The sequence below is a fragment of the Micrococcus antarcticus genome, from assembly GCF_044872765.1.
Taxonomy (GTDB): Bacteria; Actinomycetota; Actinomycetes; order Actinomycetales; family Micrococcaceae; genus Micrococcus.
In genome coordinates this window covers 146,129-162,703 of the sequence record NZ_CP085253.1, presented here as the reverse complement: position 1 = coordinate 162,703, position 16,575 = coordinate 146,129, and the positions used below count along the sequence as shown (strand labels likewise).

The following is a 16,575-nucleotide window of genomic DNA, read 5'->3' as shown; positions in this document are numbered from 1 at the left end:
ACGGGGGTGGGGGAAAGCCTTAGGGAAGGCCGACAGGCCCTTCGAGGGTAGCAGTGGACCGCCGTCCCGGCGCCGCCAACCCCCGCAGCAGTCGCTCGTACCGCGCCGCCACCGCGGGCAGGTGGGCGTGCTCGCTCACCCACGCCCGCCCGCCGTCGCCGACGGCCGTCCGGGCGGGGTCCGCGGCGAGCGCGGCCAGGTGCGCCACGAGGTCGTCCACGCCCGGGCCGACGACGTCGGCGCCGCCGGCCGCCTCCAGCGTGTGGGCGGCCTCCCCCGTCACCTGGCCGGTGACGTGACGGCCGACCGCGAGGACCTCGTAGGTCTTGGAGGGGACGGTGTGGCGGAAGCTCGGCCAGTCCGGCCGCAGGGAGACCACGAGGGTGTCCGCCCACGCGTACTGCTCGCCGACCGCGTCCCCGGACACGGGATCGAGGAGCTCCGCGGCGCCGCCCAGGCGGGCGTTCAGCTCCTCGAGCGCCGCGCGGCGCGTGCCATCCCCCACGAGGCGCACCTGCACGCCGGGGTGCGTCCGGCGCATCCGGGCGGCGGCCTCCACGAGGCGCTCGAGACCCTGGCTCTCCCCCATGTTGCCCAGGTAGAGGACACGCAGCTCCCCGGCGGCCCGTTCCCGGGGCGGCACGGTGCGCACGCGGCCGAGATCCACGCCGTTGCCCAGCGTCACCACCGCGCCCATCCCCCGCGCGCGCAGGGTCTCGGCGAAGCCCTCGGTCACCGTCACGACGACGTCCGCGGCCCGCTGCCCGCCCGCCACGACGCGCTCCATGGCCCTGCCCAGCGGGCCCTCGTGCACCCCGGCCTCGTGGGCGAGGTCCGGCCACGCGTCGCGCATCTCGAGCACGAGGGGGCGTCGGCGCAGGCGGGACAGGGCCCAGCCGGCCACCACGACGGGAAGGGCGGGGACGGTGGCCACCACGACGTCGGGGCGGGGTGCCAGCAGGCCCCGCGGCACCGCGAGCACGCTGTGCACCACGGCCTCCACGAAGCGTCCGTTGCGGCTCCCGGCCCCGCGTGCCAGCCGCGGCGTGGGGAGGAGGCGCTCGCCGTCGTCGCCGTGGGAGGCGCGCAGTCCGCCGGGGGCGATCACGTCCACGTCCCAGCCGGCCTCGCGCAGCACGCGGACCACGACGGCCCAACGTCGCGCCGGAGGCGTGCGCTCCGGGCGGTAGGAGTGCGTCACGAGCATCAGACGCGGGGGGCGGGCACGGCCCGCGGAGCGGGCGTCAGCCACCGCAGACCTCCTCGGGGACGGCGGGGCTCGGGGCCGGCGGCGCGGACGAGCTCGGGGCGGACGGCGAGGACGGGCTCGGCTCCGCGGTGGTCGAGGAACTGGACGCGCTCTGGGACGCGGACGCCTCCGCGGCCTTCTCGGCCGCGCGGCGGCTGCGCGCGGCCTCCTCCGCCTCGATGTAGCGCTGCACGTCGTCCGCCGCGAGGGCGGAGCGCAGCGAGTCCATCCTGGCCGGGTCCAGCTCCAGGATGGACTGGCCGCCGGGAGAGCGGCCGAACCCGGCGATCGGCACGGAGAACATCTCCACGTCCTCGCGGCCCACCTCGCGCAGCTGCCATGCCAGGGACGCCACGGTGGCGGCGTCCAGGCCGTCGTCCACCGAGAGGTGCCGGGAGAGGACGGAGACGACGTCGGAGGTGCGGCCCGGGTTCGCCAGGATCTCCGGGCTCAGGAAGCGCCCCAGGGCCCCGCCCACGTAGCGCTGCTGGTTCTCCACCCGGGTCATGTCCCCGTCCTCGAACGCGTGGCGCTCCCGCACGTAGCGCAGGGCCGCGGTGTCCTGGAGGAGGATCTCGCCCCGCGGGAAGTAGGAGGGATTGGTCTGCCCCGAGGAGAAGGCGGTGGGGTTGCAGACCTTCACGCCGCCGAGGGCGTCCGTGACGCCGCGGAAGCCCTGGAAGTCCACCTCCATGAGGTGGTGCACGGGCACGCCCATCAGCTGCTCCACGGTGTCGACGGCCAGCGGGTAGCCGCCCATCGCGAACGCCGCGTTGACCTTGTCCTGGTGGCGACCGGGGATCTCCACCCACGTGTCGCGCAGGATCGACATGATGTAGACGTGCTCCCGGTCCGCTGGGAGGTGCACCAGCATCATCGTGTCGGAGCGCCCGTCGCCCGCGTCCGCGCCCTCCTCCTCGGAGCGGGAGTCGGAGCCGAGCAGAAGGATGTTCATCGGTCCGGAGCCGGCGTCGTCGAGCGCCCCGGTGTCCACGGTCTTCCGCTGCTCGTCGTAGACGCGCCCGAGCGAGACGGCGTACCAGCCCGCGAGCACCACGGCGGCCGCCAGCAGGAGCGCGAGGAGGCCGAGGACCCACGGCCAGCGGCGGCGACGCCGGCGTCGGCCCCGGGCGGGGGACGACGCGGGCGTGGGCCCCGCCGGCTGCCAGTGCTCCGCGACGGAGTCCTCGGGCGGCGTGCCGTCTGCGGGGTCACGAGGCGTCCACGGCGTCTGCGGGGGCTGGGTCACGTCGGCTCCTGTCGGGAATGGCTCCGCACAGTCTAGGGACCGGGGCGCGCGGAGGCCCGCCGAGGTCGCGGCTGGCACCGCGGGCAGCGGTGGGAGGCCCGCCCCATGAACGGCTCGCGCACGATCAGGGAGACGACGCCCTCCGCCGCGCAGCGCCGGCACGGCGAGCCCGTGCGGCCGTACGCCTGCAGGGAGCGGGCATACTCGCCGGAGCGCCCGTCCACGTTCACGTAGAGCGCGTCGAAGCTCGTGCCGCCCTGCTCGAGGGCGCGCCCCATGATCTCCCGCACGGCCTCGAGGACGCCCACGGTCTCGGCGCGGCGCAGGCGGGAGGTGGGGCGTTCGGGGTGCAGCCGAGCCGCCCAGAGCGCCTCGTCCGCGTAGATGTTGCCGATCCCGGACACGAGCGACTGGTCCAGGAGCGCACGCTTGAGGACGCTGCGCCGCCGCGCCAGGCGGTCGTGCACGGCCGCGGGGTCGAAGAGCGGGTGGAGGGGGTCCAGGGCGATGTGAGCCGCCGTCGCGGGGATCCGCTCCCCCGTCGCGGCCTCGGTGACGAGCGGGTCCAGCCACCAGCCGCCGAAGATCCGCTGGTCCACGAACCGCAGCTCGCGCGCCGCGCCGTCGCCCGTGGTGATCGGGAGGCGCAGCCGCAGGTGGCGCGGGTCAGGATCGGCGGGCTCGTCCACGAGCACCTGGCCGCTCATCCCCAGGTGGACGACGACGGCGTCGTCGCCGTCCGCGAGCGGCAGCCACAGGAACTTGCCGCGCCGCGCGGGCTCGGCGAGGACGGCCCCGTCGAGGCGCGCGCGCAGCGCGGCGGGTCCCCCGGGGCTGCGGCGCACCGAGCGGGCGTCGAGCACCTCGAGGGAGCCGGCGGCGGCACCGGCGGCGCTGCGGGCGATGCCCCGGCGCACGACCTCGGCCTCGGGGAGCTCCGGCACGGCGGGCTCAGCGCCCCGCGGCGGGCAGGTCGGCCTCCAGGGCCGGCCAGGACTCGGCCGCGGCCTCGCGCTCGGCCTGCTTCTTCGAGCTGGCGACGGCGGAGCCGTAGTCCTTCCCGCCCACACGCAGGGTGGCGCGGTAGCGCGGGTCGTGCGCGGGGCCCTGCCCCTCGATGACGTACACGACCTCGCCGAGGCGGTGCCGGCTGGCGGCCTCGGCCACCACGGTCTTCCAGTCGGTGCTCTCGCGCATCAGGTCCGGCTCGTCGAGCAGCGGCACGACGTGCCGGTGCACGAGGGCCGCGGCGGCCACCGCCCCGTGGTCCACGTAGGTGGCGCCGATGAGGGCCTCGAGGCTGTCCGCGAGGATCGAGTCCTTGTCCGCGCCGCCCGTGCGGGCCTCGCCCGTGCCGAGCTTGATGAACGGGCCGATGCCGATCCGGCGAGCCACCTTCGCGAGCGCACGCGTCGAGACGACGGCGGCCCGGCGCCGGGCGAGGTCGCCCTCGGGCAGGTCCGGGTACACGGCGAAGATGTGGTCCGTGACCACGTAGCCCAGCACCGAGTCCCCGAGGAACTCGAGGCGCTCGTTGGTGGGCAGGCCGCCGTGCTCGTACGCGTACGAACGGTGCGTCAAAGCACGTTCGAGCGTCTCGGACGTGATGTGCACGCCGAGACGCTCGAACAGTTCAGGTGTCTCCGGCGCGGGGGCGACCCCGCGGCGAGCCGGTGACGACGCCATCTCAGGCGTCAGCGACCTTGCGGCCCTTGTACTCGAAGAACAGCGGGGTGCCGGCGGCGTCGGTCTTCAGCTCGGCCTGGTGGGGCAGGCGGTAGGACACGCGGCCGTTCTCCACGGTCTTGACCAGCGTGGGGGCCTCGGCCTTCCACTGGGAACGACGGGAACGGGTGTTGGAACGGGACATCTTCCGCTTCGGGACTGCCACGGCTATCTCTCTTCTGTCTCGGTGTTGGAGGTCTCTTCGGTGCCCGCGAGGGCGGCGAGCGCCGCCCAGCGCGGATCCACGCGCTCGTGGACGTGCCCCTCGGGCGCGTCCTCGAGGCGGATGCCGCAGTCGGCGCACAGGCCCTCGCAGTCCGGCCGGCACAGCGGCTGGAACGGCAGGGTGATGACCACGGCGTCCCGGAACACGGGTTCCAGGTCCACGGTCTCGTGCACCACGATCGGCTGGTCGCCGGCCTCGTCCCGGGACGCGCCGGTGAGGAACAGCTCCTGCAGGTCCACGGTGATCCCCTCGCGCAGAGGGGTCAGGCAGCGGCCGCACTCGCCCACCAGGTCCGCGTCCGCGGTGCCGGTGACGAGCACGCCCTCGTGGACGGCCTCGAGGCGCAGCTCGACGTCCACGAGGTCCCCCGCGGGGACGCCGAGGACAGGCGTGCTCACCCCCTCGGGGGCGGGCCACTGGGCCGTCACGTGACGCTGGATCCCGGCTCCGCGCAGGAGGTCGCGCACGGAGATGACCCACGGCGACCCCGCGTCGGGGCGTTCGTCGGTGTCCATGATCGCTCCTCTCGGCGGTGGGACGGGCCGCGCCGACTGTCCGGATCGGACCGTTCGACGCGTGCAGGCAGGGTCAGGCCACGATGGACCGACAGCCCATCCTAGCGGCTGCCCCGTTCCACGCCAAAGCGGCGCACGGGCGGCGCGCCTCAGAGTCCGGCGGCGAACCCCTTGAGCCAGGCCCGCAGGTCGTCGCCGAGCTCGGGGTGGTCCACGCCGAGCTCCACCACGGCCTGGAGGTAGCCCAGCTTGTCCCCCGTGTCGTAGCGGCGGCCCTCGAAGACGACGGCGTGCACGCCGTACCCCTCGCCCTCGCCCTCCGCGAGGGTCTGCAGCGCGTCCGTCAGCTGGATCTCGCCGCCGCGGCCCGGAGCGGTCTCCTCGAGCACGTCGAACACCGCCGGGGAGAGCACGTAGCGGCCGATGACCGCGAGACGAGAGGGGGCGTCCTCGCGGGCGGGCTTCTCCACGAGCCCGGTCACGCGCACCACCTCGTCGGTGCCCTCCACGGCCTCGACGGCGGCCACGCCGTACGAGGAGACGGCCTCCTCCGGGACCTCCATGAGCGCGACGACGGAGCCGCCGAGGCGCTCCTGGGCGTCGATCATGCGGACCAGCAGGTCGTCGTCGGCGCCGATCAGGTCGTCGCCCAGGAGCACCGCGAACGGCTGGTCCCCGACGTGGCGGCGCGCACAGCCGACGGCGTGGCCGAGGCCGAGCGCGGCGCCCTGGCGCACGTAGTGGATGTCCCCCACGAGGTCCGACTCGCGGATCAGGTCGATGCGCTTCTGGTCTCCCTTGCGCTCGAGCGTGGCCTCGAGGGCCGGGTGGCGGTCGAAGTGGTCCTCGAGGGCGCGCTTGTTGCGGCCTGTGATCATCAGGACGTCGCACAGCCCCGCGCGGCGGGCCTCCGCCACCACGTACTCGATGGCAGGGCGGTCGACCACCGGCAGCATCTCCTTGGGCATGGCCTTCGTGGCCGGGAGGAAGCGCGTGCCCAGGCCGGCGGCCGGGATGACGGCCTTGCGCGTGCGCGGGCGGGTGGGGGTCTGCTCGGTCATGGACGGGTGCTCCTGGACGGGTCGGGGACGGCGGACGGGGACGGTGCGGCGTTCAGGCGCCGCAGCACGGCGGCGGGGACGAAGTCGCGGACGTCTCCGCCCAGGCCGTGGACCTCCTTGATGAGGGAGGAGGAGAGGTGGGCGAACCGCGGATCGGCCTGCAGGTACACGGTCTCCACGCCCGTGAGGTGGCGGTTCATCGTGGCCATGGGCGCCTCGAAGGCGAGGTCGGCGCCGTCCCGCAGGCCCTTCACGATGGTGTCCGCGCCCACGGAGCGGCAGAACTCGGCGAGCAGGCCGGTCCCCATGGGCCGGGCGCTCACGCCGGACAGGGAGGAGACCGTGGCCTCGACCATCTCGATGCGCTCGTCCACGGTGAACCGGTACGTCTTCTTGGGGTTCACGGAGACGGCCACGATCACCTCGTCGAAGAGGTTGGCGGCCCGCATGATGACCTCGACGTGACCCTTGTGCAGCGGGTCGAAGGATCCGGGGCAGACGGCACGGCGCATGCGCCCAACCTACCCCGGGGGACCGGCGGGGGCGAGGACCGCTCTCCGCCCCCGCCCGCGGGCCGGCCGGCCGGAAAGTACAGTGGCCGCCATGGACACCCCGGCCCCCCGCCCGACTCCCGCCGCCGTCCCCGGACCATGGCGCCGCGCCGCCGAGGCCACCGGGCTGCTGCGCGGGGGCGTCCCCGCGCCCACCGTCTTCGAGACGGTGACGGCCCTCGCGGCCGAGCACGGTGCCGTGAACCTGGGGCAGGGCTTCCCCGACGCCGACGGCCCCGCGGACCTGCTGCGCCTGGCCGCGGACGCCGTCCTCGCGGGCCCGAACCAGTACGCGCCCGGCGGCGGGGACGCGGCGCTGCGCCGCGCCGTCGTCGAGCACCGGCGGGCGCACTGGGGCGTGACGGAGGACCCGGACGCCGAGCTGCTGGTCACCGCCGGGGTGACGGAGGCGATCGCCGCCACCGTGCTGGCCCTCGTCGGCCCCGGCGACGAGGTGGTGACGGTGGAGCCGTTCTACGACTCCCACGCCGCGACCGTCGCCCTGGCCGGCGCCCGCCACGTGACCGTGCCCGTGGAGCCGCCCGCGTTCCTGCCCGACCCGGCCCGGATCGCGGCGGCGCTGACCGACCGCACCCGGCTGCTCATCCTCAACACCCCGCACAATCCGACCGGCGCGGTGTACCCGCGCGCCCTGCTCGAGGAGATCGTGCGGCTGTGCCGGGAGCGCGGCGTGCTGATCCTCTCCGATGAGGTGTACGAGCACCTCGTGTTCGAGGGCGAGCACGTCTCCCTGCGCTCGATCCCCGGGGCCCGGGAGATCGCCCTGACGGCGTCCGGGGCCGGGAAGGCGTTCGCCGTGACCGGGTGGAAGGTGGGCTGGCTGGCCGGGCCCGCCGAGCTCGTGGCCGCGGTGCGCGCCGTGAAGCAGTACCTCACCTTCTCCACGGGCCCGGCGTACCAGGCGGCCATGGCCGCCTACCTGCCGCGGGGCGAGGCGCACCTCGTGGGGCAGCGGGAGCGGTACCGCGCCACGCGGGACGCCCTCGTGGCAGGGCTGCGCGCCGTGGGCCTGGAGCCCGTGGTGCCGGACGCCGGCTACTTCGTGGTGGTGGACCTGGCCCCCTGGGGCGTGACGGACGCCTCGGCGGCCGTGCGGGACTGGGTGCGCGAGGCCGGCGTCGCGGGCATCCCGGTGAGCGCGCTGTGCCGGCCGACGGACGATCCGGCCGACGCCCACCTCGCCTCCTGGCTGCGGCTGGCGTTCTGCAAGTCCGAGGACGTGGTGGCCGAGGGCATGCGGCGCCTCGCCGAGGCCGCGCCCCGGCTGCGCCGGGGCTGACGCTCCCCTCTCCCGCGCGGCCGCGTGCCGTCGGGCCCCCACCCGCCGAGCGGGGACACGGGGCTCAGCGCTCGTCCTGCCACAGGTAGAGGGCGGTCTCGCCGTACGCGCGCACGTCGACCTCCTCGAGCGTGGCCGGGCGCCGCGGGGCCGGGTCGCGCGCGGAGCGCTCCAGCACGAGCAGCCCGCCGGGGCTGAGCCGCGCGGCGGCAGCGGCGAGGACGGCGTGGAACGCCTCCCCCGCCTCGGGATAGGGCGGGTCGGCGAGGATGAGGTCCACGGGCTCGCCTCCGTCCTCGAGGCCCTGCGCCCCGCCGACGGCGAGCACCTGTTCGACGGAGGAGGCGCGCACGCTCACCACTGTCCTCCCGAGGGCCTCGTTGACCATCGCCGCGTTGGCGCGGCACACCTCGGCGGCGCGGCGGTGCCGTTCCACGAGCACGACGCTCGCCGCGCCCCGGCTCGCCGCCTCGCACCCCAGCGAGCCGGAGCCGGCGTAGAGGTCGAGCACGCGGGTGCCGTCCGTCCAGTCCCGCGCGGAGAGCCAGGAGAAGAGGGCCTCCTTGGTGCGGTCCGTCGTGGGGCGGGTGCCCGTGCCGGGCACGGAGCGCAGGGGGCGGCCGGCGGCGGCGCCGGCGATGATGCGGGACACGGGGTCAGCCCTTCTCGAGGTAGTCGGCGGCGATGAGGTGCTCGCCCTCCCAGCGGGTCACCTCGGCGGCCAGCGCCGGGTGCGCGGAGAGCCCCTCGCCGGCTGCCATGATGCGCGCCACGGCGTCCGCGGCCAGGCCGATGAGCGGGGCGTCCGCGATGACGTCCACGTGGCGCAGCCCGGAGGCCAGGCCGGACTGCTGCGCCCCGAGGACGTCGCCGACGCCGCGGTGGGCCAGGTCCTCCTGCGCGATCCGCAGACCGTCCTGGGTCTGCTCGAGCACCTCGAGGCGGCGCAGGGAGGCGTGCCCGTCCGGCAGGCGCGTGGCCAGGAGGCACACGGACGCGCCGGGGCCGCGGCCCACGCGGCCGCGCAGCTGGTGGAGGGTGGAGAGGCCGAAGTCGTCCGCGTCCAGCACGGCCATGACGGTGGCGTTGGGCACGTCCACGCCCACCTCCACGACGGTGGTGGCCACGAGCACGTCCGTCTCCCCGCGCGCGAACGCCTGCATCGCGGTGTCCTGCTCGGCCTGGTCCATCCGGCCGTGCACCACCCCGATCCGCGCCCCGCCCGGGCGGGCGGCCGCGAGCGCGGGCAGCGCCTCGAGCCGCGGGGCCATCTCCGTCACGTTCGCGTGGCCCGGGTCCGCGTCGTCCGGGTCGATCCGCGGGCACACCACGAAGGCCTGGTGCCCCGCGGCGACGTGCTCCGCGATCAGCTCCCACACGCGCCCGATCACGCGCGGGCCGTGCGCCATCCGCGCGACGTGCGTGGTGACCGGCTGGCGGCCGGAGGGCAGGCCCTCGAGGACGGTGAGGTCGAGGTCGCCGAAGACGGTCATGGCCACCGAGCGCGGGATGGGCGTGGCGGACATGACGAGCAGGTGCGTGCCCGGGTTGGCGCGGCGCAGGGCCTCGCGCTGGTCCACGCCGAAGCGGTGTTGCTCGTCCACCACGGCGAGCGCGAGCTCCGCGAACCCCACCGTGTCCGAGAGCAGGGCGTGCGTCCCGACGGCGATCCCCGCCTCCCCCGAGGCGAGCGCGAGCAGCGCCTCGCGCCGGGCGGCGACCCGCTGGGACCCGGTCACGAGGACGACGCCCGTGTGGGGGCCCTCCCGGCCGTCGTCGAGGCCGAGGGTGCCGACGCCGCCGAGCCCGCGGGCGCCGTCGTCGGCCAGCGGGCCCATGAGGCGCAGCAGGGCGCGGTGGTGCTGGGCGGCGAGGACCTCCGTGGGGGCCACGAGTGCGGCCTGGCCGCCGGCGTCCACCACCTGGAGCATCGCGCGCAGGGCCACGAGGGTCTTGCCCGCGCCCACGTCGCCCTGGAGCAGGCGGCTCATCGGCCTCTCGCGGGCGAGCTCGGCGGCGAGCTCCTCCCCCACGCGCCGCTGGCCCGCGGTCAGCGTGAAGGGCAGGCGCGCGTCGAGGGACTCCCGCAGCCCGCCGGCGCGGGGCGGGCGCGGGACCGCGGGGACGGCCCGCTCCCGGCTGCGGCGCCACGCCAGCGCGGCCTGCACCACGAGTGCCTCGCGCAGGGCGAGGGCCGTGCGGGCGGGGCCGGTGTCGGCCACGTCGTCCGGCGCGTGGAGGTCCCGGTAGGCCTGGGCGGTGCCGGGCAGGGGTGCGTCCAGGTCGAGGTCGGCGGCGGTCATCGCGCGGATCTCGGGCGTCAGGACCTCCGGGATCCGGTCCAGGTCCACGGTCTCGAGGACCCGTTGGAGCGCCGAGCGGACCGTCCAGCTCGGCAGCTTGCCCGTGGAGCGGTAGATCGGCACGGGGCGCACGTCCACCTCGCCGGGCGCGACGTCGTCGTCCAGGAGCGCGAAGTCCGGGTTGTTGAGCGTGATCCGCCCGCGGTACTCGGTGGTCTTCCCCTGGAACATGGCGGTGACGCCGGGGGCCAGGCGGCGGCGCGCGTCGTGGCCGTTGAAGAAGGCCATGGACAGGCTCGCCCCGGGCACGCCGGCCACGGAGGGGTCCGCCACGGTCACGTCCACGATGAACCCGCCGCGGCTGCGCATCTGGCGGGTGCTCACGGACTCGACGACGGCCACCACGGTGACCTCGGAGTCCCACGGGAGCGCCGCGATCGGCGTCAGCTCCCCGCGCTCGACCCAGCGGCGCGGCGTGTGGTCCAGCAGCTCCCCGACGGTGCGGAGCCCGAGCTCCTTCTCGAGGCGCCCGGGCAGCGTGCCGGAGAGCACCTCGGTGAGGGGCAGGTCCGTGACGGCGACGTCAGCGGCCATGGCGCCCGTCGGCCTCGTGACGGTGCGCGTGGGCCGGCGCGCTCAGGTCTGTGACGGACAGGCCCGCGGGCTCGCCCGCCGCGCGCAGCACGTCCACGGCGTCCTCGGCGCGGGGCACGTGCACGTGGACGCGCCACGGCACCCGCCCCTGCTCGTCCAGCTCCCTGGACACGGGGGCGAGGATCAGCGAGTCCCCCACCGCGTCCAGGCGGCGGCGCAGCTCCGCGGCGTCCAGGGGGGTCAGCGCGAGAGTGCCCATGACCTCGACGCCGGCCGTGTGCCCCGCGGGCGCGGCCACGGCCTCGCGGGACTCGTCCGCGTACCCGTGCAGAGCGGCGGCGAGCTCGGCGTCCACCTCGGTGCCGGTCACGGCCGAGCGCAGGGCCTCGAGCACCCACAGCAGGCCCACGGCGCCGGCGTCCACCACGTGGGCGTCCGCGAGCGTGGGCAGGAGCGCCTCCGTCCCCTCCACCGCTCGCAGGCTGCCCGCCACCATCGCGGTGACGGCGTCCGCCAGCCGGGAGTCCTCCCCGGTGCCCGACGGCGCCTCGGCCGCCGAGCGCTCCAGGCTCTCGGCCGCCGCGGTGAGCACGGTGAGGATGGTGCCCTCCTGGGGCTCGGAGAGCGCGGCGCGCGCCGCCTCGTCCGCCGCGCCGAAGGCCGCGGCCAGGTCCGCCACGCGCACCTCCCGGCGGCCGCGCAGCGGCCCGGACGCGCCGGCCAGGGCGACGGCGAGGAGCGTCCCCGAGTTGCCGTGCGCCGCGTCCAGGGCGGCCCGGCCCACCCGCGCCATGACCGCCCCGACGTCAGCGGTCTCCGCCGACTCCGCGGCCGCGCGGGCGGCTCGCAGGGTCGCGAGCATGTTCGACCCCGTGTCAGCGTCCGGCACCGGGAAGACGTTCAGGGCGTTGAGGCGGGGCGCGGCACGGCCGACCAGGTCCTCGGCGAGGACCAGCCAGCGCTCCACGGACGTCGGCCCGCTCGGGGTGCTCACTGCCCGACGACCTCGCCGAGGCCGCCCGTGCGGATACCCTTGCCGATCGCGCGGATGCCGGCCCAGTCGGGCCACACGACGGACTGGTTGTCCCCCGCCGTGCCGACGCCCAGCGTGGGCACGGTGCTCGTGACGATCGGGGCGTCCCGCGCGTCGCGCAGGGACCACGCGAGGGAGGCGAGGGCGCCCGAGTCCAGGGAGTCGTCCAGGGTCAGGTAGGGGGCGAAGCGCTCCACGGACTGCTGCACGCGGCCCGGGTCCGAGAGGGTGTCCATGGAGAGGAACTCGGCCATGATCGCCTTGACGAGGCGCTGCTGGTTCTCCACGCGGTCGTAGTCGCCGCGCGGCAGGGTGTAGCGCTCACGGGCGTAGACCAGGGCCTTCGCCCCGTCCATCTGCACCGTCCCCGCCGGGAAGTCCACGCCGCCGGTGGAGGTGAACGCGGTGGGGTTCAGCACGGTCACGCCGCCGAGGGCGTCCACGAGGCCCTGGAAGCCGGCCAGGTCCACCGCCACCACGTGGTCCACGCGCGCCTGGAACATGTTCTCCACGGTGCTCACGGTCAACGGGATCCCGCCGAGCGAGTAGGCGGCGTTGACCTTGCGGTCGCCCTGGCCGGGGATCGGCACCCAGAGGTCGCGCATGACGGACATGACGTCCACGCGGCTGCGGTCGCCGGGCACATGGACCCACATCATCGTGTCGGAGCGGCCGGTCTCGCCGCGGCCCTCCGCGCCGGCGTCCTCGCCCACGAGGAGGAAGTCGACGGCGGCGCCGTCCGCCTTCTCGTCCGCAGCGGGGGCCTCGGGGCCCTGGGCGGCGGCCTCGGCCATCGTCGGGTCCACGCCGGGCGGCGGGGCGGTGGGGGTCCACACGCCGGGAGCGGCGTTGCCGGCGGCCGCGCCCTTGCCGTCGTTCCCGCCGCTCCCGTCGCCGTCCGATCCCGCGCCGTCCTTCCCGGGCTCCGCCGGACGCAGCGACTCCGCGGGGAACGCACCGCCGTCGAAGCGCTGGGTGTCCTCGTCCACCGAGCGGGCCAGACCGGAGAGGTACACGGCGGCGGTGATGCCGAGGGCCAGCACGGCGGCCAGGAGGACGGCCAGGACGATGAGCAGCACGGGCCGGCGGCGGCGCGGCGCGCGGTGCAGGGTCTCGTCCGGTGCGGAGGCGGGGGCGCTGTTCACGGCGTGTACTCCTGCTGTGCGGGGGCGCCGGACGCGGCGCGCGGGTCGGCGGGTCGATCCCGTCCATGCTAGGCCACCGGGGCGACGCGACAGGGCCCGCCCCCTATCCTGGGAGGATGCCGTCCCGCGTCCCCGCTCCGGTCCGCCTGTCCGCCCTGCTGGCCGCCGTCGCCCTGGCCACCACCGCGTGCTCCGGCCGCACGGCCACCGTGGAGGCCGCCCCCGACGCCGCGGACCCCGCGTGCGCCCCCGCCATGATCGCCATGCCGGACGAGCTGGCCGACCTCCCGTTGCGCCCCACGGACAGCCAGGCCACCGCCGTGTGGGGTGACCCGGCGGCCGTCGTGCTGCGCTGCGGCGTGCCCTCCCCCGGCCCCACCACGGACCCGTGCCTGCGCGTGGACGAGGTGGACTGGGTGGTGCGGGACGAGGACGCGAACTGGCGCCTCACCACGTACGGCCGCACGCCCGCCGTCGAGGTGCTCTTCGCGAAGGACCGGGCGAGCTCGGACTCGGTGATGACCGGCCTGTCCTCCGCCGTGGCCCGCATCCCCGCCGAGCGCGCGTGCGTGAACCTGGAGGACGCGACGCCCGTGGGCTGAGGCCGCCCGCCGCGCGGCGCGGCCCGGCTCAGTGCAGGCCGGTGCCGCGCTCGAGCGCGAGGTCCAGCAGCTCCGAGATGAGCTCGGCGTAGGGCAGGCCCGTGCGCTCCCACATCGCGGGGTACATGCTGATCGGGGTGAAGCCGGGCATCGTGTTGATCTCGTTGACGACCCAGCGCCCGTCCGGGGTGTGGAAGAAGTCGCAGCGGCCCAGGCCGGAGCCGTCCACGGCCTCGAAGGCGGTGACGGCGAGCTCGCGCAGGCGCGCGATCTGCTCCTCGGGCAGCTCGGCCGGGCAGGAGAGCTGCGCGGCCTCGCGGTCCTGGTACTTCGCCTCGAAGTCGTAGAACTGGTGGCCGGCCTCGGAGCCCTTCACCACGATCTCCCCGGGCAGGGAGGCGCGCGGGGCCTCCGTGCGGTGGCCGTCCAGGACGGCGCACTCGATCTCCCGGCCCAGGATGCCGGCCTCCACCACGACCTTGGGGTCGTAGCGGCGCGCCTCCTCGATCGCGGCGCGCAGGTCCTCGCCCTCGGCCACGCGGGTGATGCCGAACGAGGAGCCGCCGCGGGCGGGCTTGACGAAGAGCGGGTGCGCGAGGCGGCCGGCGCGCTCGAGCGCGGCCTCGGGGTCCCGCGCCCACTGGCGGTCCGTGATGGTCTCCCACGGCCCCACCTCGAGGCCGGCGGCCTGGAAGGCCACCTTCATGAAGTGCTTGTCCATGCCGACGGCGGAGGCGAGCACGCCGCAGCCCACGTAGGGCAGGCCCAGGGACTCGAACATGCCCTGCAGCGTCCCGTCCTCGCCGAACGGGCCGTGCAGCAGGGGGAACACCACGTCCACCGGGCCGAGGGAGGCGCCGTCCTCGGCCACGAGCTCGACGGCGCCGTCCGCGCGCGTGCGCACGCTCACCGGGCCCTGCGGCTCGGGGACCTCCGGGAGCTCGCCCGCGTCGAGGCGGAACCCCGCGACGTCCACCTCGCCGTGGGACCACAGGCCCGAGCGCGCGACGCCCACGGGCACCACGTCCCAGCGCGCGGGGTCCGCCGCGTGCAGCACACCGGCGGCGGTGACGCAGCTGATGGGGTGCTCGCTCGAGCGGCCGCCGAACAGCAGGAGCACGCGCGGGCGGCGGCCGGCAGGCCCGCCCGCGGCGGAGGCATCGTGGACGGTGGCGGCCGGGACGGCCTCGGGGGTGGCGGTCATGCGGTGCGTCCTTCCGACTTCAGGTCCCGGCCGAGCAGGAGGCCGGCCAGGTGGTGCACGTCCACGGAGCCGGCGACGACCCGGTCCATGGCCTCGCTGATGGGCATCTCCACGCCGTGCGCGCGGGCCACGTGGACGATCGCGGACACGGACTTCAGGCCCTCCGCGGTCTGGTTCATGGCGGCCACGGCCTCGTCCACGCCCATGCCGGTGCCGAGCAGACGGCCGGCGCTGCGGTTGCGCGAGAGCGGAGAGGCGCACGTGGCCACGAGGTCGCCCAGGCCCGCGAGTCCGGCGAGGGTGCCGGCGTCGCCGCCCAGGCGCACGGCCAGGCGGGTGGTCTCGGCCAGGCCGCGCGTGATGATCGAGGCCTTCGAGTTGTCCCCCAGGCCCTGGCCGTCGCAGATGCCCACGGCGAGGGCGATCACGTTCTTCACGATCCCGCCGATCTCCACGCCCACGACGTCCGTGTTGGTGTAGGGGCGGAAGGTGCGGCCCGCGGTGAGCGCGGCCACGCGCTCGGCGGTCGCCGCCGACGTCGAGGCGACCACGGTGGCGGTGGGCTCCCCGCGCGCGATCTCGAGGGCCAGGTTGGGCCCGGAGACCACGGCGAAGCGGTCGGCGGCCAGACCCAGGACGTCGGCGCACACCTGGGAGGGGCGCGCATCCGTGCCGCGTTCGAGGCCCTTCACGAGCGAGACGACGACGGCGTCCGGCGCGATCGCGTCCGCCACGGACTCGAGGGTGGCGCGCACGCTCTGTGCGGGCACCGCGACCACCACGACGCCGGCGCCGGAGACGGCCTCGCGGGCGTCGGTGACGGCGCGCACGCACGCGGGCAGCTCGATCCCCGGCAGGTACTCCGGGTTGGCGTGGTCGCGGTTGACGGCCTCGGCCACCTCGGCGCGGCGCGACCAGACCACCACCTCGCGGGCGCGGGCCCCCTCGGGGCTCGTGCTGGTGCCCAGCACGCGGGCGAAGGCGGTGCCCCAGCTGCCGGCGCCCAGCACGGCGACGACGGCGGGGTCCCCGGCGGGGCGCAGGCCCTGTGGACTCGCGTGCGTCACGCTCGGGGCTCCCGGCGTCCGGTCATCGGGTTCCACCGGCCCTCCGGGGCGGGCTCGCCGCGCAGCTGCGCCACGAGGTCCGTGACGGCGTCCATCATCCGATCGGTGCCGGTGCGCAGGACGGTGGCCGTGAGGGGGACGTCCCGGAGGTCGTCCAGGTCCACGGGCTCGCCCACGACCATGCGCGCGGTCTTGCGCGGGAAGGGCTTCAGGGCGTGGGTCGGGTACGGCAGCAGCTCCTGGATGCCCCACTGGCCCACGGGGACGAGCGGCGCGCCGGTCTGCAGGGCCAGGCGGACGGCGCCGGCGCGGGCCGCCATGGGCCAGCCGTCGGGGTCGCGGGTCACCGTGCCCTCGGGGTACACCACGATCACGCGGCCGGCGGCGAGGGCGGCCCGGGCCGCCTCGAGCGAGCGGCCGCCGTCGCGGGAGCGGTCCACGGGGATCATGCGGGTGGACTGGAGCATCTGCTTCAGGCCCGGGACCTTCCACAGCTCGGCCTTCGCCATGATGGTGGGCAGCAGGCCCTGGTTGTAGACCATGTGGGCCACGGAGAGCGGGTCGATCTCCGAGATGTGGTTCACCGCGAGGATCGCTCCGGTGCGCGGGATCCGGTCCGTGTGCTCCCAGCGCTGGCGCACGAGGGAGCGCATGAGCGGCCGGACGAGCGCGGCCGGGACCACGTAGCCCCGTCGCTCCGCCCGGGTGGGGGCGGCCGTCCCAGGGGTCGCGTTCGCGGGGCCCACGGACG

Annotated in this window: 17 protein-coding genes; 2 read left to right on the top strand and 15 right to left on the bottom strand. The window is 76.0% G+C overall.

Annotation, left to right across the window (positions count from 1 at the left end):
* Positions 1-19 precede the first annotated feature (19 nt).
* The 8 genes from LG274_RS00775 to coaD all read right to left on the bottom strand — a co-directional run bounded on the left by LG274_RS00775 (position 20) and on the right by coaD (position 6,537).
* The gene (locus LG274_RS00775) at positions 20-1,252 is read right to left on the bottom strand and encodes a glycosyltransferase family 4 protein (protein WP_404464853.1); all 1,233 of its coding nucleotides are present in this window, start codon (positions 1,250-1,252) and stop codon (positions 20-22) included.
* A complete protein-coding gene (locus tag LG274_RS00770; RefSeq protein WP_404464850.1) occupies positions 1,245-2,498 on the bottom strand; it encodes an LCP family protein in 1,254 nt (417 codons plus the stop codon). The genes LG274_RS00775 and LG274_RS00770 overlap by 8 nt, the downstream gene beginning before the upstream one ends.
* Before the next feature lie 32 nt (positions 2,499-2,530).
* Positions 2,531-3,442, bottom strand: a complete 912-nt coding sequence (gene mutM / locus LG274_RS00765) for a bifunctional DNA-formamidopyrimidine glycosylase/DNA-(apurinic or apyrimidinic site) lyase (RefSeq protein WP_404464847.1) — start codon at positions 3,440-3,442, stop codon at positions 2,531-2,533.
* A gap of 7 nt (positions 3,443-3,449) precedes the next feature.
* Positions 3,450-4,112 carry a ribonuclease III gene (gene rnc, locus LG274_RS00760; protein WP_248115095.1) on the bottom strand — a complete coding sequence of 221 codons (663 nt, stop codon included), beginning with the start codon at positions 4,110-4,112 and terminating at the stop codon, positions 3,450-3,452.
* A 73-nt stretch (positions 4,113-4,185) separates the two neighbouring features.
* Positions 4,186-4,389, bottom strand: coding sequence for a 50S ribosomal protein L32 (rpmF, locus tag LG274_RS00755; RefSeq protein ID WP_248115096.1), 204 nt, complete (start codon positions 4,387-4,389; stop codon positions 4,186-4,188).
* 2 nt (positions 4,390-4,391) lie between these two features.
* The gene (locus LG274_RS00750; protein WP_248115097.1) at positions 4,392-4,964 is read right to left on the bottom strand and encodes a DUF177 domain-containing protein; all 573 of its coding nucleotides are present in this window, start codon (positions 4,962-4,964) and stop codon (positions 4,392-4,394) included.
* 149 nt (positions 4,965-5,113) lie between these two features.
* Complete coding sequence (gene galU / locus LG274_RS00745; RefSeq protein ID WP_248115098.1) at positions 5,114-6,025, bottom strand: UTP--glucose-1-phosphate uridylyltransferase GalU; 912 nt, start codon at positions 6,023-6,025, stop codon at positions 5,114-5,116.
* On the bottom strand, positions 6,022-6,537 hold the full coding sequence (coaD, locus tag LG274_RS00740) for a pantetheine-phosphate adenylyltransferase (RefSeq protein WP_248115099.1): 516 nt from the start codon (positions 6,535-6,537) through the stop codon (positions 6,022-6,024). Before coaD ends, galU begins: the two co-directional genes overlap by 4 nt.
* Before the next feature lie 91 nt (positions 6,538-6,628).
* Between coaD and LG274_RS00735 the strand changes: the two genes are divergently transcribed.
* Complete coding sequence (locus LG274_RS00735) at positions 6,629-7,876, top strand: aminotransferase class I/II-fold pyridoxal phosphate-dependent enzyme (RefSeq protein ID WP_404464843.1); 1,248 nt, start codon at positions 6,629-6,631, stop codon at positions 7,874-7,876.
* A gap of 64 nt (positions 7,877-7,940) precedes the next feature.
* On the opposite strand, the gene rsmD is transcribed toward LG274_RS00735, so the two are convergent.
* From rsmD to LG274_RS00715, 4 genes are read right to left on the bottom strand one after another with little or no spacing between them, the layout of a single operon-like run.
* Positions 7,941-8,528 carry a 16S rRNA (guanine(966)-N(2))-methyltransferase RsmD gene (rsmD, locus tag LG274_RS00730; RefSeq protein WP_248115102.1) on the bottom strand — a complete coding sequence of 196 codons (588 nt, stop codon included), beginning with the start codon at positions 8,526-8,528 and terminating at the stop codon, positions 7,941-7,943.
* Positions 8,529-8,532: 4 nt separating this feature from the next.
* Positions 8,533-10,773, bottom strand: coding sequence for an ATP-dependent DNA helicase RecG (locus LG274_RS00725; RefSeq protein WP_404464840.1), 2,241 nt, complete (start codon positions 10,771-10,773; stop codon positions 8,533-8,535).
* Positions 10,763-11,767: a DAK2 domain-containing protein gene (locus tag LG274_RS00720; RefSeq protein ID WP_404464838.1), complete on the bottom strand. Its 1,005-nt coding sequence runs from the start codon at positions 11,765-11,767 to the stop codon at positions 10,763-10,765. Before LG274_RS00720 ends, LG274_RS00725 begins: the two co-directional genes overlap by 11 nt.
* Positions 11,764-12,951 (bottom strand): LCP family protein, encoded by a 1,188-nt coding sequence (locus tag LG274_RS00715; RefSeq protein ID WP_404464836.1) that lies wholly within the window; start codon positions 12,949-12,951, stop codon positions 11,764-11,766. The genes LG274_RS00720 and LG274_RS00715 overlap by 4 nt, the downstream gene beginning before the upstream one ends.
* Before the next feature lie 116 nt (positions 12,952-13,067).
* On the opposite strand from LG274_RS00715, the gene LG274_RS00710 reads away from it, so the two are divergent.
* Positions 13,068-13,553 (top strand): DUF3515 family protein, encoded by a 486-nt coding sequence (locus LG274_RS00710; RefSeq protein WP_248115109.1) that lies wholly within the window; start codon positions 13,068-13,070, stop codon positions 13,551-13,553.
* A 28-nt stretch (positions 13,554-13,581) separates the two neighbouring features.
* Here LG274_RS00710 and LG274_RS00705 read toward each other — a convergent pair whose 3' ends face one another.
* Genes LG274_RS00705 through LG274_RS00695 form a run of 3 tightly spaced genes read right to left on the bottom strand, consistent with a single transcriptional unit; the run spans position 13,582 to position 16,570 of the window.
* A complete protein-coding gene (locus LG274_RS00705; protein ID WP_404464833.1) occupies positions 13,582-14,757 on the bottom strand; it encodes a D-alanine--D-alanine ligase family protein in 1,176 nt (391 codons plus the stop codon).
* The gene (locus LG274_RS00700) at positions 14,754-15,824 is read right to left on the bottom strand and encodes an NAD(P)H-dependent glycerol-3-phosphate dehydrogenase (RefSeq protein WP_404464831.1); all 1,071 of its coding nucleotides are present in this window, start codon (positions 15,822-15,824) and stop codon (positions 14,754-14,756) included. The genes LG274_RS00705 and LG274_RS00700 overlap by 4 nt, the downstream gene beginning before the upstream one ends.
* Positions 15,821-16,570 carry a 1-acyl-sn-glycerol-3-phosphate acyltransferase gene (locus LG274_RS00695; RefSeq protein WP_298713127.1) on the bottom strand — a complete coding sequence of 250 codons (750 nt, stop codon included), beginning with the start codon at positions 16,568-16,570 and terminating at the stop codon, positions 15,821-15,823. The genes LG274_RS00700 and LG274_RS00695 overlap by 4 nt, the downstream gene beginning before the upstream one ends.
* Between the last annotated feature and the right edge of the window lie 5 nt (positions 16,571-16,575).